The sequence below is a fragment of the Shewanella livingstonensis genome, assembly GCF_003855395.1.
Taxonomy (GTDB): Bacteria; Pseudomonadota; Gammaproteobacteria; order Enterobacterales; family Shewanellaceae; genus Shewanella; species Shewanella livingstonensis.
Window position 1 is genome coordinate 4,261,881 of sequence record NZ_CP034015.1, and the last position, 22,515, is coordinate 4,284,395.

At 41.2% G+C, this 22,515-nt stretch carries 20 protein-coding genes; 13 read left to right on the forward strand and 7 right to left on the reverse strand.

Features of this window, described 5'->3' with window-relative positions; translation table 11 throughout:
* Positions 1–104 precede the first annotated feature (104 nt).
* Positions 105–857 (reverse strand): FKBP-type peptidyl-prolyl cis-trans isomerase, encoded by a 753-nt coding sequence (gene fkpA, locus EGC82_RS18515; protein WP_124732055.1) that lies wholly within the window; start codon positions 855–857, stop codon positions 105–107.
* Positions 858–1,026: 169 nt separating this feature from the next.
* Between fkpA and EGC82_RS18520 the strand changes: the two genes are divergently transcribed.
* The 6 genes from EGC82_RS18520 to pepN all read left to right on the forward strand — a co-directional run bounded on the left by EGC82_RS18520 (position 1,027) and on the right by pepN (position 7,722).
* Positions 1,027–1,998: a WD40 repeat domain-containing protein gene (locus EGC82_RS18520; RefSeq protein ID WP_124732056.1), complete on the forward strand. Its 972-nt coding sequence runs from the start codon at positions 1,027–1,029 to the stop codon at positions 1,996–1,998.
* A gap of 20 nt (positions 1,999–2,018) precedes the next feature.
* Complete coding sequence (locus EGC82_RS18525) at positions 2,019–2,231, forward strand: SlyX family protein (RefSeq protein ID WP_011638679.1); 213 nt, start codon at positions 2,019–2,021, stop codon at positions 2,229–2,231.
* Between the two features lie 225 nt (positions 2,232–2,456).
* On the forward strand, positions 2,457–2,975 hold the full coding sequence (def, locus tag EGC82_RS21385) for a peptide deformylase (protein ID WP_208646909.1): 519 nt from the start codon (positions 2,457–2,459) through the stop codon (positions 2,973–2,975).
* On the forward strand, positions 2,969–4,339 hold the full coding sequence (locus tag EGC82_RS18530; RefSeq protein ID WP_208646910.1) for a COG3014 family protein: 1,371 nt from the start codon (positions 2,969–2,971) through the stop codon (positions 4,337–4,339). The genes def and EGC82_RS18530 overlap by 7 nt, the downstream gene beginning before the upstream one ends.
* A gap of 49 nt (positions 4,340–4,388) precedes the next feature.
* Entirely contained in the window at positions 4,389–4,982 is a 594-nt protein-coding gene (gene lpoB / locus EGC82_RS18535; protein ID WP_174839654.1) for a penicillin-binding protein activator LpoB, read from the forward strand.
* 76 nt (positions 4,983–5,058) lie between these two features.
* On the forward strand, positions 5,059–7,722 hold the full coding sequence (gene pepN / locus EGC82_RS18540) for an aminopeptidase N (protein WP_124732057.1): 2,664 nt from the start codon (positions 5,059–5,061) through the stop codon (positions 7,720–7,722).
* A 201-nt stretch (positions 7,723–7,923) separates the two neighbouring features.
* Here the strand turns inward: pepN and EGC82_RS18545 are convergent, their stop codons facing one another.
* On the reverse strand, positions 7,924–9,057 hold the full coding sequence (locus EGC82_RS18545; protein WP_124732058.1) for an endonuclease/exonuclease/phosphatase family protein: 1,134 nt from the start codon (positions 9,055–9,057) through the stop codon (positions 7,924–7,926).
* 330 nt (positions 9,058–9,387) lie between these two features.
* On the opposite strand from EGC82_RS18545, the gene EGC82_RS18550 reads away from it, so the two are divergent.
* The 3 genes from EGC82_RS18550 to EGC82_RS18560 all read left to right on the forward strand — a co-directional run bounded on the left by EGC82_RS18550 (position 9,388) and on the right by EGC82_RS18560 (position 10,927).
* The gene (locus tag EGC82_RS18550) at positions 9,388–9,996 is read left to right on the forward strand and encodes a CIA30 family protein (RefSeq protein WP_124732059.1); all 609 of its coding nucleotides are present in this window, start codon (positions 9,388–9,390) and stop codon (positions 9,994–9,996) included.
* Positions 9,997–10,020: 24 nt separating this feature from the next.
* Complete coding sequence (locus EGC82_RS18555; RefSeq protein WP_124732060.1) at positions 10,021–10,626, forward strand: HAD family hydrolase; 606 nt, start codon at positions 10,021–10,023, stop codon at positions 10,624–10,626.
* Between the two features lie 85 nt (positions 10,627–10,711).
* A complete protein-coding gene (locus tag EGC82_RS18560) occupies positions 10,712–10,927 on the forward strand; it encodes a TIGR02450 family Trp-rich protein (protein ID WP_124732061.1) in 216 nt (71 codons plus the stop codon).
* A 98-nt stretch (positions 10,928–11,025) separates the two neighbouring features.
* Here EGC82_RS18560 and EGC82_RS18565 read toward each other — a convergent pair whose 3' ends face one another.
* From EGC82_RS18565 to slyA, 4 genes are all read right to left on the reverse strand, one after another.
* Positions 11,026–11,892, reverse strand: a complete 867-nt coding sequence (locus EGC82_RS18565; protein WP_124732062.1) for a tetratricopeptide repeat protein — start codon at positions 11,890–11,892, stop codon at positions 11,026–11,028.
* Between the two features lie 164 nt (positions 11,893–12,056).
* Entirely contained in the window at positions 12,057–13,085 is a 1,029-nt protein-coding gene (locus tag EGC82_RS18570; RefSeq protein ID WP_124732063.1) for a DUF2955 domain-containing protein, read from the reverse strand.
* Between the two features lie 152 nt (positions 13,086–13,237).
* The gene (locus EGC82_RS18575; protein WP_124732064.1) at positions 13,238–14,296 is read right to left on the reverse strand and encodes an HlyD family secretion protein; all 1,059 of its coding nucleotides are present in this window, start codon (positions 14,294–14,296) and stop codon (positions 13,238–13,240) included.
* Position 14,297: 1 nt separating this feature from the next.
* Positions 14,298–14,777, reverse strand: coding sequence for a transcriptional regulator SlyA (slyA, locus tag EGC82_RS18580; RefSeq protein WP_124732065.1), 480 nt, complete (start codon positions 14,775–14,777; stop codon positions 14,298–14,300).
* A 435-nt stretch (positions 14,778–15,212) separates the two neighbouring features.
* On the opposite strand from slyA, the gene EGC82_RS18585 reads away from it, so the two are divergent.
* The 3 genes from EGC82_RS18585 to EGC82_RS18595 all read left to right on the forward strand — a co-directional run bounded on the left by EGC82_RS18585 (position 15,213) and on the right by EGC82_RS18595 (position 20,257).
* Entirely contained in the window at positions 15,213–17,495 is a 2,283-nt protein-coding gene (locus EGC82_RS18585) for a nitric-oxide reductase large subunit (RefSeq protein ID WP_124732066.1), read from the forward strand.
* Positions 17,496–17,624: 129 nt separating this feature from the next.
* Positions 17,625–19,175, forward strand: coding sequence for a nitric oxide reductase transcriptional regulator NorR (norR, locus tag EGC82_RS18590; RefSeq protein WP_124732067.1), 1,551 nt, complete (start codon positions 17,625–17,627; stop codon positions 19,173–19,175).
* Positions 19,176–19,342: 167 nt separating this feature from the next.
* On the forward strand, positions 19,343–20,257 hold the full coding sequence (locus EGC82_RS18595; RefSeq protein WP_164839244.1) for a L,D-transpeptidase family protein: 915 nt from the start codon (positions 19,343–19,345) through the stop codon (positions 20,255–20,257).
* A gap of 118 nt (positions 20,258–20,375) precedes the next feature.
* On the opposite strand, the gene EGC82_RS18600 is transcribed toward EGC82_RS18595, so the two are convergent.
* Positions 20,376–21,170 carry a polymer-forming cytoskeletal protein gene (locus EGC82_RS18600; RefSeq protein WP_124732069.1) on the reverse strand — a complete coding sequence of 265 codons (795 nt, stop codon included), beginning with the start codon at positions 21,168–21,170 and terminating at the stop codon, positions 20,376–20,378.
* Between the two features lie 139 nt (positions 21,171–21,309).
* Between EGC82_RS18600 and zapE the strand changes: the two genes are divergently transcribed.
* A complete protein-coding gene (zapE, locus tag EGC82_RS18605; protein ID WP_124732070.1) occupies positions 21,310–22,503 on the forward strand; it encodes a cell division protein ZapE in 1,194 nt (397 codons plus the stop codon).
* Positions 22,504–22,515 lie beyond the last annotated feature (12 nt).

Here is a 22,515-nt window from a genome sequence, read left to right on the forward strand (position 1 = left end):
AAAAATTAACAAGCTGAGTCTACTGCGCAGTAAACAAAAAGGACGCCGAAGCGTCCTTTTGATATCAGTACTTCAATCGCTTGGCGACTGAACCACAGATGATATTACTTAGTTTCTACTGCTGCAGGGGTTTTTTCTACTGAAATCAATTCAACTTCAAAAACAAGTGTTGAGTTAGCAGGAATAGTGCCAGTATCACGTTCGCCATAAGCAAGTTCTGATGGGATAACAAACTTATACTTAGCGCCTACAGGCATTAACTGTACGCCTTCAGTCCAACCAGGGATAACACGGTTTAGTGGAAACTTAGCCGTTTCACCACGAGCATAAGAGCTATCAAACTCAGTACCGTCAATTAACGTACCACGATAATGCACTTCAACAGTATCTTCCGCTGCAGGTTTATCACCGCTTCCAGCTTCTAATACTTCGTACTGTAAACCAGACTCAGTAGTCGTTACGCCTTCTTTGGCTTTGTTGTCTTCTAAGAATTTCTTGCCTTCAGCAATTGATTTAGCCGCTAATGTTTCAGCTTGCTCTAAACGTTTGTCGTTTAGTTTTTTGTCTAAGTTTTGTAATACAGTCTGCATTTCTTCTTCAGTTAACTGCATTTCCTCACCTAAGCCATCACTAAAGCCTTTAATTACCATGGTGCGGTCAACAGCAAAACCTAATTCTTCTTGCTCTTTAATGTGGCCCGACATGTATTTACCAATTGAACCACCAACACTATATGCTTCTTTTTGAACGTCAGTTGTTAATTCAACTTTCTTTTGAGCAACGTCTTGTGCCTGATTACACGCAGTAAGGCCAACAACGGCTAATGCAACTAACGATAATTTGTAAATAGATTTCATTAAAGCTTCCTCAGCATCCTTTAGTGGTTACAATAACCTTAAATACATTCAATAAATGAGATGTTTAAGTGGTCATGTTCGTTTGCCACTTTATACTAGTTAAAACGGTTATACCATTGGGTAAACCTTATATGACAAGGTTTAGGACAATAATTCAAGGAGCAAGTTCATGATACGCGTTCCAATGCTGTTTTTTTGGCCAACACTCGTCTTAGCAAGCCTATTATCCGCATGCCAACCGACCGCAACTAAAATACAGGTTATCACTACCGATGCCAGTTACAGTGCAAGCTTATCAAATGATGCCAGCATTGCTTTAGTAAGCACGGCTCATAACGGTGTACAAGTATGGGATCTCACCAACTCAACCTTGTCTTATCAATGGCTCCAAGGTCAGCAGCAAAATACCAGTAACGTCATTGATACCGCCATATCGGCTAATAGCCTTTATGCGGCAACAATTAGCAGTAATTCACTGGCAATATGGCGATTAACCGATGGCTCGTCTGTGGGGTGGTGGTCTTTGCCCTCTTATGCCCAAAGTGTCGCCATAGCCAATACAGGCCAAACATTGGTTGGCCTAGTTGATGGCTCCGTAATGTCATTATCACCAGAAAAATCGCACTTAATTCAGTTTTTGGGTCATCAAGAAAAGGTCAATAGTGTATCGATTAGCGCAGATGGTAACAGCGCATTGAGTGGCGGTAATGATGGTAAGGTGATTCTTTGGCAAGCCCAAACGGGTCAACCATTGCAACAATGGCAGTTAACATCTCGAATCACTAAAGTACTGATTAATGATACCGCGACACTTACCTTTGCTAGTGATATAACGGGTAATGCCACCCTGTGGCAATCGGATACTGGCGCTCCCATCAGTCATCTGGATATTAATCGACGTCAAATGAACTTTTCTAGCGCTCGCTTTGTTAATAATGATCAACAATTACTCACAGGAACGCCATCAAGAGAAATTTTTTTATGGCAAATAAACTCAGGTAAACGACTTTCTCGTTGGCAAGTTCAGCTGAGTAAAAACACCCAAAACAAAGGCGCTGTAGTATACTCAGCTGCAATGACAGCACCAGGCTCAATCGTCAGTATCAGCAGCCAAGGTCTGATTGAGTATTGGCAACAGTAATGAATTAATAAGAGGTCTACATGGAAAGCGTTTTGCAAAAGATTGATGATCTTGAAATGAAACTATCATTTCAAGATATCTCCATTGAAGAGTTAAACCAAGAAGTGATAAAACTCAATGCATTAGTTGCCAGACAACAACAGCAAATGCTATTAATGGTTAATAAACTGCATTCTATTGAACCCAGTAACATGGCGTCTTCAGCAGAAGAGACCCCACCACCACATTACTAATTACTTGCAGTGAAATAACCTAACTCAGGCTAATCGATTACTATCATAATAACCTTAGACTCAGCAAATATAATCTAGACTCTTAATCGAAACCAAGTAAATTATAAGTCAGTTTGAGTGGTATTATTAACAAGTAATAACGATTAAGTAAGTAATGATGTTAAATCATTACTTAGATAAATATTAGTCGTCAACAAACACCAATAACAAGGACAGCCGTCACCTATGCAGCTAAAGCCATTACTCAGTATTGCCACCACAGGCGAAAAGATATTGACTCAAATTGCTGAGCCCGTGACGGCATTTGATCAGGCATTACACACTCTAGCCAATAACATGCTTAACACTATGTTAGGCGCAAACGGCGTCGGTATTGCTGCCACGCAGGTGTTTAATAGAGCGGCAATGTTTATTATGGCCTCCAATCCTAACGAACGTTATCCCGATGCCCCCTCAATGGCCCCTACTGTAGTAATTAACCCTCAAATTTTATCGGTATCTATTGCAACAGAAGCGGGCATAGAAGGCTGTTTATCTGTTCCAGGTCAGCGGCTATCTATTGCGCGACACAGTGAAATTGAGGTGCAATATCAGTCTCTAGACGGCCAATTACATCAGCAAACATTAACCGGATTTGTTGCGCGCATTTTTCAACATGAATATGATCACTTGCAAGGCATAACCTTGCTTGAACGGATTAACCTCACCACACCGCAGGTACAGGTACAGGTGAGTCAATGTTAAGAATACTTTGCACTGGATTGATCTTCTGTCTTGGGCTGTCGGGTTGTGCCTTCAATAGTGTATTTGTCAATTATCCTTCGCAAATTGCTCCGTTCAAACAGCAGCTCAATAACGAAACTCCCGCGGCAAACATTACCGAGTTAGCGGATAATATCAGCGGTAATGATGGCTTACTTTATGCCCAAGAATCGGGCCGTATTATGCAAGTCGCGGGCGATTTTACTCGCAGTAAAACCTACTATCAACAGGCTATTGACGCTTACCAAGTGTTTGATGATAAAGCCACTGTAAGTGCCAGTAAATTAAGCGCTGGCGCAAGCAGCCTGTTACTAAACGATAATGCTATTCCTTATCGAGGTCCGGGTTATGAGCGTATTATGTTACATCAATACCAGGCGCTAAATTATTTATTCAGTGGCGATACTCAAGGTGCATTAGTAGAGGTCCGTCGCAGTAATGAACTGCAAAGCCTTGAACAAGCGCGTTATCAACAATCGCAGAAGTCTGTGCAAGATATGGCCAATGGCACAATTAACGCCCAAGTGGAACAGTTAGGTAAAGATGCTGGAAGTGTCACTAGCTCATTTCTAAATGCTTACAGTTATTACACTACTGGGTTATTACACGAACTGGCTAATGAACCTAATGATGCCTTTATTGATTATCGAAAAGCAGCACAAATCACCCCTGATAACATTTTTTTACAACAAGACTTAGTCCGCTTAGCCAAACAACTGGGCATGCCTCAATACGACGAATTTAAACGCCGTTGGGGAGAGGCCGTATTACCTACATCGGAGCAGGGCCAAGTCGTTTTTATTATTGAACGTGGTTTTGTACCTGAAAAACAAAGTATTACGGTACCCTTCCCCATCAACGGTAATATACAATCAGCATCATTAGCGACTTACCAAGCACAACGCCAATTAACCAATAGCGACCAAATTCAAGGATTAGCGGCACCATTAACAGCCCAAACCATTGCCAATATTGATGCGTTAGCCATTAATGCATTAAAAGAAGATTTGCCTGCGGCCTTGTTTCGCCAAGCTGCGAGAGTTTATGCTAAGTATCAAATGAACCGCAGCGTACAAAGCAGCAGTCAACGCGCCAATAATCAAGTTGATGCAGTAGCAATTGTGATGCAAATATTTAATGTTGTCACCGAGCAAGCCGACCGCAGAAGCTGGTTAACATTGCCAAGGCAAGCGCAAATTGCGCGACAATTTGTCGATGGTGGCAGCTATAATATCCACTTAAACAACAGTCAAAATGTAAAAATTGACGTAAAACCAAACCGTACAACATTAATTTGGGCAATAGAGACTGGAAATCGTACCCGTTTTTATTCGATAATCATCTGATAGACGATAATAACTTATCAACTGTCACTCATCACCAATGGAATTTACTATGAAAAATTTGAAACTGATATTTGTACTCGCAGCAGTGATGGGGCTGAGCGCCTGTCAATCTAAAGTAGAGTATGGCGACGCCACTGAAGTCGAAACAGTAAACGAAAACTTTGGCTCAACCGATCTACAAGTTATTGCCGCTAAAATGGTCGATAGCATGATGGCGTTTCCACCGGTTGTGGTTATGACACAAAGCAATCGCCCAATTGTATTTGTTGATAAAATCAAAAATAAAACCTCTGAGCATATTGATACAGAATCAGTGACCGACACCATTAGCAACAAGTTATTGCGCTCTGGTAAGTTCCGCTTTATTGATATGACGAAGGTTGATACTGTTCGTAAGCAACTTGATTATCAAAATAATGCCGGCATGGTAGATCCATCAACAGCCATTAAATTTGGTCGTCAAATTGGTGCGCAATATATGCTTTACGGCAACTTGTCTAGCATCGTTAAACAAGATGGCAGTACTAAAGACGTGTACTATAAAATGACCATGCGGTTAATGGATCTTGAAACTGGCTTAATTGAATGGTCAGATGAAAAAGAAATCCGTAAGATGAAATCAAAGTCATTTTTAGGCTTATAAATCTCTACTAATAGCACTAAAGCCGACATTGTTGTCGGCTTTTTCATAAATCTAATAAGAAGTTAGGAACACTAACGTGAAATTGTTATCCACTAAATTATTTAGTCCTCGGGTTATCAAAACCAGTCTCATCGCATTATGTTGTACTAGCGTTATTAGCTGCAGTAGCTCGCTTTCAACCGCATCCTTACAACGAGATGGCTCAGCCTACATTAGTCAAGTGCAAGCACAAGCTAGATCCAGTGTGGTATCAAACGCACAATATGAGCTAACCTTCTTTTTAAGTGAGCACAGCCAATTCAGTGCAACATCCGTTGTCCACTTTGACTTAAGCAGCGTCCCTAAAACACTGACGCTCGATCTTAATAAAGCCAATATCAAGCAATTTACCATTAACGGCACCAAGGTATATCCAAATTATAATGGCGCTTATATCGTGCTCAACCAAAGTCTATTGGTGAGTGGCAACAACACCGTTGAAGTGGAGTTTACCCGCGAACACAGCACGAATGGCGAGGGCTTGCATCGTTTTGTTGACCCTGTAGACAGTAAAGTGTATCTGTACTCGCATTTTGAACCTGCTGCCGCCCAGCAAATGTTTGCTGTATTTGATCAACCCGACCTTAAAGCCAGTTATCAAATTAATGTCCATGCACCTAAAGACTGGCAAGTGATCAGTGCCATGCGTGAAACCAATGTGGTTGACCAAGGCGATACTAACTTATGGACCTTCCCTGCTACGCCCAAATTAAGCCCATATAACTTCTCTATGCACGCAGGTCCATACCATGTTTGGGAAGATAACTCAGGCCGTTACCCGATGCGTTTATTTTCGCGTCAGTCTGTTGCTAACCAAGTCACACCGCAAGATTGGTTTACCTATACCAAACAAGGTTTAGACTTTTTTGATCGCTACTTTGGTATTGCCTATCCATTTAAAAAGTATGACCAAGTATTAGTGCCTGACTTTCTTTACGGTGCAATGGAAAATGCCGGCGCAATTACCTTTTCTGAAGACCGATTCTTATTTAATGCCCAAATGACTGCCGAGCAAAAAGAACGTTTAGCGGGCGTTATCATGCACGAAATGGCGCATCAATGGTTTGGCGACTTAGTCACCATGAAGTGGTGGAATGGCTTATGGTTAAATGAAAGCTTTGCTTCATTTATGGGTACGCTTGCTACCAGCGAAGCGACTGAGTTTAGCCATGCATGGCGTACATTTTATGCTTCAGGCAAACAAGCTGCGTACCATCAAGACAGCCTAGTCACGACTCACCCAATTGAAGTACCGGTGGCCACCAGCCAAAATGCCTTTGATAATATCGACGCCATTACCTATCAAAAAGGTGCATCAACCATTAAGCAGTTGCGTCATCTACTCGGGGAAGAAACCTTCCGCCGTGGTGTGAGCCAATATTTACAACAGTACAGTTATCAAAATGCTGAACTCAATGATTTTATCAACAGTCTAGCTAAAGCCAGTGGCCGTGATTTATCGCTGTGGACCAAAGAATGGTTGTATGCCGCGGGTGTAAATACTATTAAGGCGCAATATACTTGCCAAGGTAATCAAATAGACTCATTTGCCCTAGTTCAAACAGCCGATGACAGCCAACATCAAACATTACGTGAACAACGGGTACAAATCGGCTTATTTAACAAGCAACGTTATGGATTGGAAAAGCAACAATCGATTGCTGTTACATACCAAGGTGCTTATACCGAAGTGGCACAATTAATTGGTGAGGTTTGCCCAGATTTAGTTTATCCAAACTACGATGATTGGGGATTTGTTAAAGTAGAGCTAGACTCAACTTCGTTTAACACAGCCAAACAGTCTCTAGGCCAAGTGAGCGATCCGTTATTGCGTTCTATGTTGTGGCAAAGTATGTGGGACAGCGTCATTGATGGTAATACATCACTGGAACAGTTCTTAAATATTGCATTAATTAACGCACCTCTGGAAAAAGACTACACCATATTAGGTCAAGTACTTGGTAATCTTCAGCAAGCTAAAAACTACCTTGATCTTATGGCGCCAATGCATGCAAGTTATACCAGTAAAATATCCAAAGCACTGAGTCAAATGAGCTTGCGCATGAGCATGGAAAGCTATCGTAATCGTGACTTCCAACGCCGTTGGTTCGATGCTTATATTAGTCTATCTAGCCATGGTGATGCGTTAAAGCACATTCAATCTTTACTGCAAAGTAAAAACCATATTAAAGGCCTAAGCATAGATCAAGACTTACGTTGGGCGATGATCCGCCAGTTAAATCGTTATGATTATGGTGACGCTAGGGCATTACTTGCTCAAGAAAAGCATCTTGATCAATCTGACTCAGGTGAGAAAGCAGCGATTGCAGCTGAAGTAATTCGTCCGCAGTCATCGCTTAAACGCCAGTGGTTAAATACCATTGAACATAATGACAGCATGGCGTTCTCAAAAGTGCGTATTGCGATGTTTAATCTCTACCCTGCAGAGCAAAAGCTATTAAGTGCAGCAACCGCGGAGCAACGCCTTGCCAACTTACCGTTAATGGACGATAAAGGACCGGTATTTATGCGCAGTTTTGCTGCAGCACTTATTCCGACAGAGTGCAGCTCAGCCAACATTAATGCGATTAGCAATGCCTTAGATACGCAAACAGGCTTATCTAAATTAGCACGCCGAGCACTCCTTGAAACCCGTCAAGAAGAGCAGCGCTGCGTAAAAATAAAACAAAGCTTACAGTAACGATGACCAATAGATTATCCCATTAAGGGTTAATCTATTGCTGCACGAGACAATGACACAAAAAAGGCGCTGATAAGTATCAGCGCCTTTTTTATCGCTTAATGCAGGAATAATGTCAGTCTGGGGTATAAACGATATTCAAACAGCTATTTGCCGGGCACATCACTTGCGCTTGCGCCCCAATAACCCGATTAAATACGACTAACTACGCACACTGAAACTCATCATCACTGGAGCATGATCGGTACTGTCACTATCGCGTTCATAGTCAGGCCGAACCAGATGGCGATCAAATGTTTGATAGTCAATAATATGGGCCAGGTTTTGCTGCTGGGTAGGATTAAACTCACTCGACACCAATATATAATCGAGCACCGAGCCACTGTTGCCATAATAATGCGTTGGTTGTCTAACTGGATGGGGCTGCTCATCAGCTAATGCGCTCGATTCAAACTCATCTTGGGCCAAGGTCGCATTACGTTTGGTTGCGGCAATAAACAACTCGTAGCTGTCAAATAAACTGCTTTGGTGTAATTCTGCCATCAATGAGGTTTCACCTAACTTAGCTAACCCAGGATCTTCAATATCACTACGAAACACTCGTAGTTGATTATTAAACGCAGCTAAGAGCTCACTGCCCATGGTGTCATTAAAATCTCCCATTAGCATAAAAGGTTGCTGAGTTTGTTGGCGCCTCATCAACATTTGATGGCACAACAAGGCTGATTCACTGCCGCGTTGTAAACTTGAAGCCCAGCGCCCTAGCACTTGTCTTGCGACAAAGTCAGGACCTCCCTGTAAACCGCTCTCACTGATATCGTCACGACTCACGCCACTGCGTTTAGACTTAAGATGAATCACATAACAATCACAAGGGCCAAAAATGGGTAACTGTATAGTAGCTCTAAGAGGTTTACGACTAAAACTAAATGACTCGGCTAACCCTAACTGGTTCACCCATTGTTTATCTGGAACCACATTAACCGAATCAATAATAGGATACTTTGATGCAATAGCCACCACAGGGCTACGATACACATAGTCACTGACGACCTCAGGTAAATCTAATACCGCAAAATATTTATAACCCAAAGACTCTGTCAACCTAGCTAAGGCATCGGGACTAAAGACTTCCTGAAAAGCAATAATATCGGCTTGAGTTTGGTCAATAAAGTCACTTAACCAAGCACACTTTTTTTGCCATTGCTTATCACTATAGATGTTTTCAAAGTCGTAGTAGGCGTAAGGCGGTTCAATAAAATTAAATAAATTAATGCTTACCACACTAAAGGTAAGCGCAGGTGACTGAACTGATAATACATCGTGTACTTCCACAATATTTTGCTCTCTATAAAACTGGTATTAAGGGTACTGGCAACATTCTTGTTTGTCGAATATAACTAAACTTGAATAGGTTTAATGCAACATAGACAAAATAACCTAAAAATAATTGAACCTAAATTTACTTGCCTCCGTAATAGATAACAGTTGCAGCGTTAATTAGTCGCTGATTAACTAAAACCCCATGTTGCTAGACCCGATGTAGTCGGTAAATTTCCTCCGAAAGACCTTTTTTGGCTTATCCCTCACCCTGATAAGCCATTTTTTTTAAGGCTTTTTTAGCAATAGCGCATGCGCTTATCGAACTATAATTAATAGGAGTATATGATGGTATTGCTCAATAAACAGGACAGGCACATCAGCCAAAAAACACCAATAGGCATTCGTGCTATAGCCGGTATTATATTATTAGTTGGCCACCCTGCATGGAGTGCCAGTGAGGACAATATGTTATTTAACTTTACTGATCCGAGTCACTTTGCAACATGGGACATCAACAATGACACTGTAATGGGCGGAGTTTCACAAAGCAATATTGAAATAAACCAGCAAGTGTTGCTATTTACAGGCACAGTGTCCTTAGAAAACAATGGCGGATTTGCATCGACAGAGTCGAGCTATAAACATCCACTTATAGCAGCATCAGTACTCAGCCTAGCCGTAAAAGGGGACGGAAAAACCTATCAAATTCGTTTAAAAACACCTAATTTATCTTACGGTGAAGCCTATGTGGCTAACTTTACCACTCACGCAGATACCATGACCCAACATACTTTTACCCCAGCAGATTTTACGGTTAGCTTCAGGGGACGAACGGTGACAAATGCGCCAGCATTACATTTTGATGATATTAACCGTGTTGGATTTTTAGTGGCACAAAAACAACAAGGCCTATTTTCAATTGAGTTGCATTCAATGCAATTTAGCCGATAAATATTCAAACAATAAGGGTGTGAATTGAATTTACCAATGCAAATAAAAGGCATTATTTTTGACTTAGACGGCACCTTAGTTGAGTCAAGTTTAGACTTTGAACTGATACGTCAGCAAATTGGTTGTCCTGATGACATAGACCTACTTAAATACGTCGACGAGTTAAGCTGCAAACTCGCTCAAGCAAGCGCCAACCAAATTATTCTAGACCACGAATACCAAGACGCTGTGAATGCTAAACCCATCAAAGGTATGGCTGAACTGATTAATACCATTGCCGCGGTAAAACTACCCATGGCGATAGTCACTCGCAATAGCCTGGCCGCTAGTGCAATGAAAGTTAAGCAAAATAATATTGCTATTGCTCATGTGATAACCCGAGAAGATTATCCTGCTAAACCGGCTCCAGATGCATTATTAGCGATAGCAACACAATGGGGGATTTCGCCACAGCAGATTATTTATGTTGGTGATTACTTATATGACATTCAAGCAGCAAACAATGCTGGTATGATTGCTTGTTTTATTAACCATGGGATTAACAGTAAATATCAACATTTAGCCGATATGGTTATCGAAGATTTAAGTCAATTACAGCAATTATTAGTTAGTCAGGCATTAAGCGATTAATACTAATACGCATTGAAAGACTAACCATAGTAATGGTATGAGTAATCATACTAACAACAGCAAGAGTGTTAATATGGAGACTAATATGAGTCCGATTCATCCCAAAAAATTACTCAATAGTAAATGGACTAAGGTTAACGTAGTTCACAAGCTGAAACATTTTAGTGTTATTAAAGCAGAATATGACGAGCAGCAAAATGTGATTGAATGCATAATTAGAGCAGAAATAAATGCGCAAGAATTTGCCATAGACTGGCGCGATCTGAAAAACTCACAGCTTTGGAAAGTAGGCTGGCAATAAAAAAGTGACTCAGGCGGTGTACCTTGAATCACTTTTTCTTCAAAAAATTTAACCTTAAAAGAGTTCATTCCGGTGAGAGATAAGATCTATATAGTGACTTACTCAAGTCTAAATTGTAGTGTCTCAAGACCCCAATCAGATAACAGCACATCACGAATACGTAAGCTATCACCTTCAGTACTGCATCCCCACATTTGGGCACAAGTTTGTCCAGCAATGTTTGATCCTGTGCCTTTTGATGTATCGGGGATCATGTTATTGAGCTGTCCTATATGAGAACCAAACATACCCTCAAAGGTATCCATTTTAACATCGAGAGTTTCCATTTCATCTTTAGGAAAATTCACTGCTACAGATTGTTCCGTTGAAGCAATATTACCAGGAGTTAATACGACAACATCTCTTGAAATTAAAGCGTACAACTGGGTAAGCGGTAAGTCTTTAGTTGATTCATGCAAATAGAGTTGCTGCCCATAATCCATAGCAATTAGATTTTTATCTTTATAAGCTTGAGCAAGATATTTATCAGCAAGCTCGATGTCTTGCTTTACCATGCCACCACTTAAATACATTTTTCCTAATAAATACGACGATTGAGAGTGGCCTCTATTTGAAGCGTATTCTAAGTAATCAATACCCTCATCAATATCTTTCAAATGAGTATCCTGTAAATACAGCACTCCAGCCTTGTACTTAGCATCCATAACGCCATACTTGCCAGCTCGTCGGTACCACTTTAATGCCATGTCTAAATCTTTGTCGGTGCCATAACCCGCATAGTAAAACTCGCCTAGCATTGCCATCGCTGAAGAATGACCTCGTTTGGTTAAAATACGGTAGGCTTTAAAATACTCAACACAATCAGAGGTTTTACACTCAGCGAGCTGACTAGCTTCACTTTTAATAGGGGCAAAAATAACAAAACTAAGTAATAAGCTAAAAATAATTATTTTATGGTGCATCATGCTAATTCCATTTAGTGAATGTTTTTATACTATTAGTGCTTCAGTAACTATTGTCTATAGTATAAATGGGTAATAAACAAACAGAATGCGGTTAAATTTAACCGTAAATTAACATTTAAGCACCGTCATAATGTTCAGTGGTAATTAATACATAACCTAAAAAATTAAACACCAAACCGAGTGGCTTCAAATTGGTTCAGTAAACGATGTACCAAATAACATAATAATAATGTCGCCACTATGGCCACTAAAATACTACTGACACGGTATAAAGCACTAAACACTAAGTCATTGTTTGGGGTTAAATATTGGCCAAATAATATCCCTAGAGTCGTCATGGCTCCAAACCCTACCCCTGAACCACTCGCCTCTCTCACATGCACCTGGCTAAATAACATTAAGCCTATCCATAATAGCGGTATCACAAAAATCAATAACCCAGACCAGTCATAAAGTAACCCTTGGCCAAGTAAACCAAACGTTACCCCAAACAAGGTACCAATAGCGCGCTTTCGTGCATAACCAAGTGCACCATTCCAATGCATTGGGAATAATAATAATAACGTAGTAGCTTGGGCTGACATCGAATCACGTAAATTAAATACCTGGAAGGCTACAAATGATGCCGTGGCAATGGATGCGCCAAGCAAAGCCTCATGGCGCAAACGGTTAGGCGCTTTAACGACTACAGCCATTGGTGGACGAGGTTCAACATCTGGCCAAAGCGCTGTCATGGCATAAGCAATGATGACTGATGCAGCTGTCGCCCAAAAATTGTTAAAAATAAGATTATTAATGTCCACACTCGGATAACTGGCAAAGTGCAGCATAATGCTTAAACTGATCACCCCATTTGCACCGAACAAGAATAAACTACCACGAGACATTGCGGCAAATCGATACAAAAAAAGCCCAAAAACGATGGGTAATATCATCCCTGGATGGGAACCAAATAAACCTCCGAGAATACCGACCTCAATTCCGGCCATTACCGATGACGCTAATAATTGACGCATGGCATGGCCATTCATAACAGGCACTAAGCCTAACAACAACATTGGCGTTACGGTAAAAAACACTCCATAACTTAAATCGAAAATTTTACAAATAGCAAACCCAAGTGTGGCGCCTGTTGCAATGCGCAAACATTGACGCAAATCGTTTGTAGTCAGAGGACTATGACGTAACAACATTTAACATACCTGCACGTAGGAGAAAATATTCCACAATAAAAATAAAGAACCTATCCTTGTTGATGTGATTATTGAGCCAGCTCATTAACATCAACAAGGATAGGTAGCCATTATGGTGGATTAGGGAAATGATCATTAAATTTAATAAGTTATTAATATATATAGTGCAGCATACTAATGACCTTAATTTGCACCTTGGCAAGAAAGCCAAGCAAACAACTATTAGGCACTAATTGCACCGTTGCACGAGCCCCCGCAGGCAATAGACTAATGGCTTGTTGGTCAAGTTCAAGGTGTAAACGTAAGCGCTGTGCGTCGCGTACCCAACGAGCTGATTCTTGTGGATCAGCCAAACGACCATTGGCATCAAACTGCCCTGCACTCACACCTGCATCTACAGAGCTCACTTTAGCGTGGTACAAACGCCCAGGCTGACCATCAAACGAAACGAGTGCGGTTGATTGTGGCTCAATACCTTGTAAACTTTTCTCTCTAAAGTCAGCAATTATATCGACATTTTCTGACACTAAGGCCAATAACGGCTGGCCAACAGTGGCGAAGCTACCAACTTCTAACTGTAAGTTGGTTACTACCCCATTTTGATCTGCACGAATGTGGGTATATGACAGATTTAGCTCGGCTTGAGCTAAACGGTTTTGAGCTTGGCGAACTTTTAAATTGTCTGCGCCGTTAAGCCCACGGCTGACGGTTAGCTTAGTTAAGCGAGCTTTAGCGGCAAGTAAGTTGGCCTTGGCTGTTGCCGCATCACTTTGAGCTTGATCGGCTAATTGTTGTGACACACCCCGAGTAGAATACAGGGCATCAATACGCTTTGCTTCGCTACTTTTTTGCTGGGCACTACTTTGATTTGCTTGCACGTCAGCTTTAGCTGCTAATATCGAGGCATCCAGTTCTGCATTATCTTGTTTTGCTTGCTCTAACGCTAATAGGGCTTGTTCAACGGCTAACTCATAAGGGGCTGAATCGATACTAAATAACACATCACCTTTAGCCACTAGTTGATTATTTTCAACGTCAATAGTCGCAATTTTACCACTCACTTGTGGCGTGACTTTAATGACCATTCGTGTTGCCATCGCTTGTGGCGTCATTGGCATGACAGCATCGGCAAACATAAAGTAACCGAATACTAATACAAACATCGCAATCGCTATTTTAACGAGACGGGCAAATTGTTGATCTGGAGTCATGTTATTTCTCACCAAAAGGGTCGGTAGCCTGATTAAGCTTAGCCAAGGCATTGTCACTAATCAGATTGATCACACGTTCAAATTCACTTAATTCTTGGCTACTAATGCCATCGAGTAATTCAGCACGGATTTGCATAATCCGTGTTTCTATTTGTTTAAGAATATCGATTCCTTGCGGAGTCAAACTCACTATGCGAGCACGCTTATCGTTATCGCAACAACGTCTTTTGACATAAGCTTGCTCCTCTAATTGACCCAGAGTACGCATTAACGATGGCAGCTCGATTTCTAATGCATCGGCTAGTACTTTCTGGCTAACATTATCGCCCAAGCGTAATAACTTCCACAACGCAGTCCAACGAGGATGAGTTAACCCAAGAGGAATTAATTCAACATCGGCGGCTGTGCGCCATAATCGATGCAGTCGGCCTAGTTGCTCGGCAAGATGCAGCTCTTTTAGTCGCTCTAATTCTTTATACATATTAATGTGCCATTTAGTTAGCTTGCTAAGCATTATAACTAGTTAGCATGCTAAGTAAATAGCTCAATTGCTTACTCGAAGTTAAAAATACTTAGCAAATAAACTTAGTACTTGATATATAAATTAAAAATACAATAAACTTAATATTAGCCTTACCTAAAATACCTCTCATCGGCTTTATCTATTCATACTCCAAATGTTCTATCTATTCTCCCTTTGTAATAAAACAAGGTGATGATGATCACGTTTAACAATTGTAAATATGACAGCGGTGTCATATTTACAATTGTTAAATACTGTCTAAATGACTGCCCCTCTAAATAAAAATTGAACTAAAATTATTAATATCAATAGCTTATATTTATAATAATAGTTGGCTCGCCTTGTGCACTGTCAGTTTGACTGTATCAAAATGACTTTGCGCTAAGAGGACTCATGAGCAAAAACAAACTTATCGGCATTGCACTGCTAATTGTGCTAGTTGCTTCCTTTACTGTATTACTCAGTTTAGGCAGTGGCATATATCGAGAAAAACCGCCTATTCCAACGGCTTTTACTGACACCAGTGGTCAACCTGTATTCACCCAAAATGATATTGAACAAGGTCAACTCGTTTGGCGTTCTATGGGCGGTCATCAATTGGGATCAATCTGGGGGCACGGCTCTTACGTCGCACCTGACTGGACTGCTGATTGGTTGCACCGTGAAGCGCAAGCTTGGTTGTCAATAACCGCAAACGAGCGCTATAACCGTGATTTCACTGAACTCGATTCAGAACAGCAAGCTGGTTTAGAGAAAGGCTTGAGAGATGATATTCGCCATAACACCGTTGTCGAAAGTGCCGCAAATCAAACCAATGTCACCCTATCGAAGACTCGAATTGCGGCGATAAATGAAGTATCAAAACACTATTTATCATTATTTGGTGATGATCCTGCATTGAGCTCATTGCGCGAACAATACGCAATGAAAGAAGGTACTATCACTGATGCTGAACATCGTGAATTGTTAAATGCCTTCCTCTTTTGGGGGGCATGGGCTGCGGTAACTGAGCGCCCTGGTTATGATTACACTTACACCAATAACTGGCCATACGATCCACAAATCGGCAACGTACCGACTTCTGATAACATTGTTTGGTCAGTATTAAGCCTTGTGTCACTGCTTCTTGGTATTGGTATGTTGGCTTGGCATCACGCCACCTGCAAAGAAGAACCATTACCTGAACCAGCCAAAGGTGATCCATTATTTTTTACTAAGCCTACAGCATCACAAAAAGCCGTCGGCAAGTATTTTGTTACTGCAATTGGGCTATTTTTACTGCAAATATTAGTGGGCGGTATTACAGCCCATTACGCAGTTGAAGGCCAAGAGTTTTATGGTTTCCCAATATCTGAAATTCTGCCTTATTCTGTTACCCGTACTTGGCATACTCAACTAGCAGTATTTTGGATTGCTACTGCATGGTTAGGCACAGGGTTATATATTGCTCCGGCACTCTCAGGATACGAACCTAAGTATCAACGTTTAGGGGTAAATGTGCTTTGGGTTGCGTTAGTCGTTGTCGTACTCGGTTCTATGGCTGGTGAATGGCTTGGGGTACAACAATACTTTGATCTCGACATGAACTATTTATTTGGACATCAAGGATATGAGTACATTGACTTAGGCCGAGTTTGGCAAATACTATTGTTTGTAGGTCTATTAATTTGGACCGTGTTAATCACTGCAGCAATGCGCCCAGCATTAAAAGTTAACAGCGATATACTACCGGCGATTTGGATTCTGTACGCCTCTTGTGTCGCCATCGGTTTGTTTTATGGTGCTGGCCTATTTATGGGTAAACACTCAAATCTTGCCATAGCTGAATACTGGCGCTGGTGGGTAGTGCACTTATGGGTAGAAGGCTTCTTTGAAACATTTGCCACTGCCGTCATTGCATTAATGTTAGTTCGCTTAGGTCTTATCCGTGCACGCAGTGCCAACGGTGCGGTATTGTTCACCACCGTGGTGTTTTTAACTGGTGGCTTAATCGGTACTTTACATCACTTATACTTTACCGGTACCCAAACCTCCGTCATAGCTTGGGGAGCCATATTCTCGGCTCTTGAAGTTGTGCCGTTAGCGTTAATTGGTTTTGAAGCCGTGGGAACCTATCGTTTACGTAAAGCAAGCCCGTGGATGGAACGTTATCACTGGGTAATTATGTTCTTTGTAGCAACCTCATTTTGGAACTTAATTGGGGCAGGTGTATTAGGTTTCTTAATTAATCCACCTATATCACTCTATTTTATCCAAGGGTTAAACACTACAGCGACACATTCTCATGGTGCATTTATGGGCGTATACGGCATGTTAGGCATTGGACTAATGTTATTCTGTCTACGTGGCTTAACAGGCGATATGCAATGGAACCAAAAATACCTTAAAGGGGCGTTCTGGACATTAAATATTGGCTTAGCTGCAATGCTGTTTATGTCATTATTGCCCGTCGGTATTGTGCAGTTCTTTGCGGTCATTGACCACGGCTATTGGTATGCTCGTTCACCTGCCGTGATCCACAGCGACTTAGTAGAGAGTCTAGTATGGACACGAATGTTTGGTGACATCATCTTCAGCATTGGTGGTTTATTGATGGCGTTGTTCTTATTTGACATCATCAAGAAAGCTATTGTCAGCAAAAGCGTAAAAGCAAAACAAGCCGCTGGCATAGCATAAGCATGTTTTGATTAATATCACAAAAGGGGCCTTTGTGGCCCCTTTTGTGCTAACAATGTCTCCTTTACCCTTGTTGTTATATTTACACTTGTCATAATGACATCACCTTGTTGTTAACTGGAGTTTGACATGGCATTGAGTCAAGCAGACTTAACTCGTATCGCACTTGATATTACCGCTAATTTGTCTAATCGCGATCGTTTTTCACGTTTATTAACCACAGTAAGAGAGACCCTCGATTGCGATGCTGCGGCGCTTTTATCATTTCAAGGTCATCAATTTACCCCTTTAGCGATTGATGGATTAAGTCCAGACGTGCTGGGACGACGCTTTATTATCAACGAACACCCAAGGCTTGAAGCCATTGCGCGAGCTGGAGATATTGTCCGTTTCCCTTCAGATAGCCAACTTGCGGATCCTTACGATGGCTTGATCCCCAATGTAGACGGCGACTTAAAAGTGCATGCTTGTATCGGCTTGCCGTTATTTGCTAATGAACAACTTATTGGCGCTCTCACTATTGATGCGCTCGACCCACACAAGTTTGATCAATTCACCAATAATGAACTACGCAGTTTTAGTGCCATTGCGGCAGTGTCTTTAAACAATGCATTATTGATTGATAAACTAGAAAAGCAAGCAACTAACTTTACCATTCCCGACGCTAAACCATCAGGACAATTAGACGAAGAAACCGAAATCATCGGCCAGGCAGATAATCTTTTATCTCTACTTAATGAGGTCAAGGTAGTAGCAACAACTGAACTCAATGTATTGATTTTAGGAGAAACCGGGACTGGTAAAGAGCTGATAGCCAAAGCAATCCATCAAAAATCGGTGCGAGCCTATAAGCCATTGATATATTTAAATTGTGCCGCGCTGGCTGAATCTGTTGCCGAAAGTGAACTGTTTGGTCATGTCAAAGGTGCCTTTACCGGGGCTATCAGTCATCGTAGTGGTAAATTTGAAACTGCTGACAAAGGCACATTATTTTTAGATGAGATTGGTGAGCTAGCGCTTAACTTACAAGCCAAGTTATTGCGAGTTCTGCAATACGGTGACTTACAAAAAGTCGGTGATGATCGCAGCTTAAAAGTCGATGTACGTATCATTGCGGCCACCAACAAAGATCTTAAAAGCGAAGTGTTAGCTGGACGATTTAGAGCCGATTTATATCATCGCTTAAGCGTATTTCCCCTAGTGGTTCCCCCGCTAAGAGAACGCCAGCAAGATATACATTTATTAGCAGGCTTCTTTATCGAACGCTATCGCCAGCAATTACATTTAACTCATTTAGGGCTTGAGCCAGCATCACTGCAATTGCTGGAACAATATGATTGGCCTGGCAACATACGTGAGCTTGATCATGCTATTCACAGAGCTGCCGTTCTAGCCAAATCGCAAAGCCCACAAGATGGCATGTGTATGATTAAAAATAGTCATTTTGAGTTTGCAGATACTTCGCACTCGGTTACTTATTCGAACAAAAAACTTAGCGTTAAACAGTCGGTAACATCTTTACCACAAACAAGTTTACGTGATGCAACAGATCAATTTCAAAATCAATTTATCCAGCAAATATTTACACAACAAGACAGTAATTGGGCTGCAACCGCACGCCAATTGCAAATAGACTCAGGTAACTTACATCGACTGGCTAAACGCTTGGGATTAAAATAACAAAAGTGAAAAAATCAGTTGAAATATTAGACGTAATAAGTAAGGATGCGCCCTAATCATATGTACAAATGACCTGTACTAATAATCTGTACAAAATAGTCAAACTAGGCAAGATATTGTAGTCTGACTAACATAACGCCTGTTTTTGGAATGATATAACTCTTATGATAAATTCGTTACGTTCTACATTAATTGCAGCGACTGCCATTGTATTAAGTTTTTCAAGTACTGCAGTTGAATATCGTCTACCTGCTAAAGACAGTAATTTAGTGGGTGAGAATCAATACTATGTTGTTCCTGAAGGAAAGCTGACCTTAGAGCAAATTGCTTCGCAATTTCAACTAGGGCTCACTAACTTATTAGAAGCAAATCCAGGTGTTGACCCGTTTTTGCCTAAACCGGGTAGCACTTTATTGATCCCGCATCAGCTAATTCTACCTAACGCTAAAAGAGAAGGTGTGGTCATTAACTCTGCCGAGATGCGTTTGTATTATTATCCGAAGGGTAAAAATACTGTCGAAGTATTGCCGATTGGTATTGGTCAAATTGGTAAAGATACCCCTGAAAATTGGGTAACAACAGTACAACGTAAACGCGCTAACCCCACTTGGACACCTACGGTTAATATTCGTAAATCATACGCAGCTAAAGGGATAACATTACCGGCTGTATGGCCAGCAGGCGCAGACAACCCAATGGGTTTATTCGCCCTTTATGTAGGTAACCTGTATGCAGTTCACGGTACTAACGCCACGTTTGGTATTGGTTTACGGGTAAGTTCTGGCTGTGTTCGTTTACGAGATGAAGACATTGAACATTTGTATAATAGCGTACCGGTTGGCACACGTGTTGAGTTTATTAACCAACCAATTAAAGCCACGGAAGAGCCTGATGGTAACCGCTACTTAGAAGTTCATGAGCCACTATCACGCACTCAAGCTGAATTTGATTCGACAGAACCAGTAGCATTATCATTCGATAGAGATATGACTCGCTTTGTGGCTCATCCACAAACTGACTCATTTATATTAAAGCGATTGCTTGAGCAACGTAGCGGAATGCCAACACGCATTAATCCATAAGCTACGGTTTATTCGCTATGACCAATTAGCTATATAAACACAATAAAAAAATGGCGTTATTAACTCAGTAATTACTGGATTAATAACGCCATTTTTTATACTCGCTTAACAGGAAAACTTATTGCTTATCTGGCATGACTAAAGTCGACTCATGTTGTTCGACATCATCACTTGTAGTCTGACTATCACCCAAAGCTTCACTGGTTTGTGCTAATGCATGTAAATCTTCCATCGCCACATTGATATCACTTTGACCGGCATTAATTAATTCTTCGGCTTGCTCTACAAATGAAGTCTGTTGATCCATTTCTTGAAGTAACACGGCTGCATTGTCTTCTGTCACACTCGATGTTGATTGTGGATATTGTGCCACGTTAGCTTGATTGATATCAGCAGACAAAATTTGACCACCGTTTAACACCTTGCTAATCGTTGGCTGTAGAACTGTTGCGGCTATAATCACGATAGTCGCAACGGCTGCGTAAATTAATTTACGCCCAGAAAAAACCGAATTAGCGGCGCCACTGGGTTTATGCGCCTGTTGATGTGATGTGAGCTCAATGTCAGCTTGAGGTAACCCAGAAGCATCTGGCCCTTTGGTGCGCATACCGACGAATTGACCACCATCATAAATTTCCATTTGATGACTCGCCACCTCACCCTCTACAATACCCGAGCTAACAATCACCAACTTATTACAGTGTAATTTACCTTTAAATAAACCCGAGACGCGCATTTCTTGACAAAAAACCTCACCTTCAACTACGCCTCCCTGTTCAATTTTAATTTGATCAGTTGAGTTAATCGTGCCTTTAGTTTGCCCTGCAACCACCGCAGGTCCTTGGAGACGTACATCGCCTTCCAATGCCATATCGATACCAATATAGGTTATACCCTTATTTTTATTATTCATTTATGGGTCCTTGTGAGGATTAGTACTTAAGGTTAGTCCTTAGAATGAGTATTTAAGGTTAATACTCAGAGTTAATAATTTGTTATTTTTTGTCACAAGAGCTTAAAGGAAATACACCTCATAATAAAGACAACTGTTAATGCTATACTATTTAGCTAAACAATTTACCTTAAATGTTATGTCACCATTACAAGCTTACCAGCAGCGCGTTCAACACAATATACTTAACGACCCTGCGCAACAGCAAGCAGTACTCGCCTTAGATGCGCTCTATCAGCAATGTTTATCGACGAGTAAAATAAGCCGTGGCTTGTACTTGTGGGGAGATGTTGGCCGAGGAAAAACCTTTTTGATGGACCTGTTCTATCAGAGTCTTTGTGACCACAACCTATGTAGCTCACAGCCTGAAGCGAACAAAAGCATATTACGTCTGCATTTTCATCGATTTATGGCTATGATCCACCAGCAATTAAATCAAACATCGGGGATCCGCGATCCATTAATCCATATTGCTAAGCAGATCGCTGCCAAATATTCAGTCATTTGCTTTGATGAGTTTTTTGTATCTGACATTGGTGATGCTATTTTACTCGGCCGCTTGTTTGACACATTATTTCAATCTGGCGTCACTTTAGTGGCGACATCAAATGTAGCCATTGTCGACTTGTATAAAAACGGTTTGCAGCGAGATCGTTTTTTACCCACTATCGATCTGCTCTTACAATACACTCAAGCGATCCATTTAAATGGCCAGATTGATCACCGTTTACACTCTAGCGGCACAATATTAACCACCTCAACACCTTGGCTAACACTGCCATCATCAATAAAGCCTAAAGCTGTTTTTCAACTATTATGCCTACAATACCCACAAGCTAGTGCCTGCATGGTAAACCAGCCACACTTTATTGAGGTTTATCATCGTGACATTGCCATTGAGGCAGAGTATGGACGGCTTGCTTGGTTTGAATTCTCAGCCTTATGCGAAGGCCCACGTTCAGCATTAGATTATATTGAGTTAGCCGGACAATTTAGCCACATATTACTCAGCGATATACCTACATTAGGTGGTGAGGTGCGAAGCTGGATTAAAGCACGCGGCACCGAAGATGGCGCACTAGCAACCTCCACAGGTGAGCGGCAACTAGCTTATGCCAGTGAAGACGATCCCACGCGACGCTTTATCAGTTTGGTGGATGAGTTATATGATCAAAAAGTGATGCTAATCCTCAATAGTCATTGCAACTTAGAAGATTTATATCTTAACGGCGCATTGCAGTTCGAATTTAGACGCACTTATAGTCGCCTAATTGAAATGCAACAATGGGCGTAAAAATAAACCTGT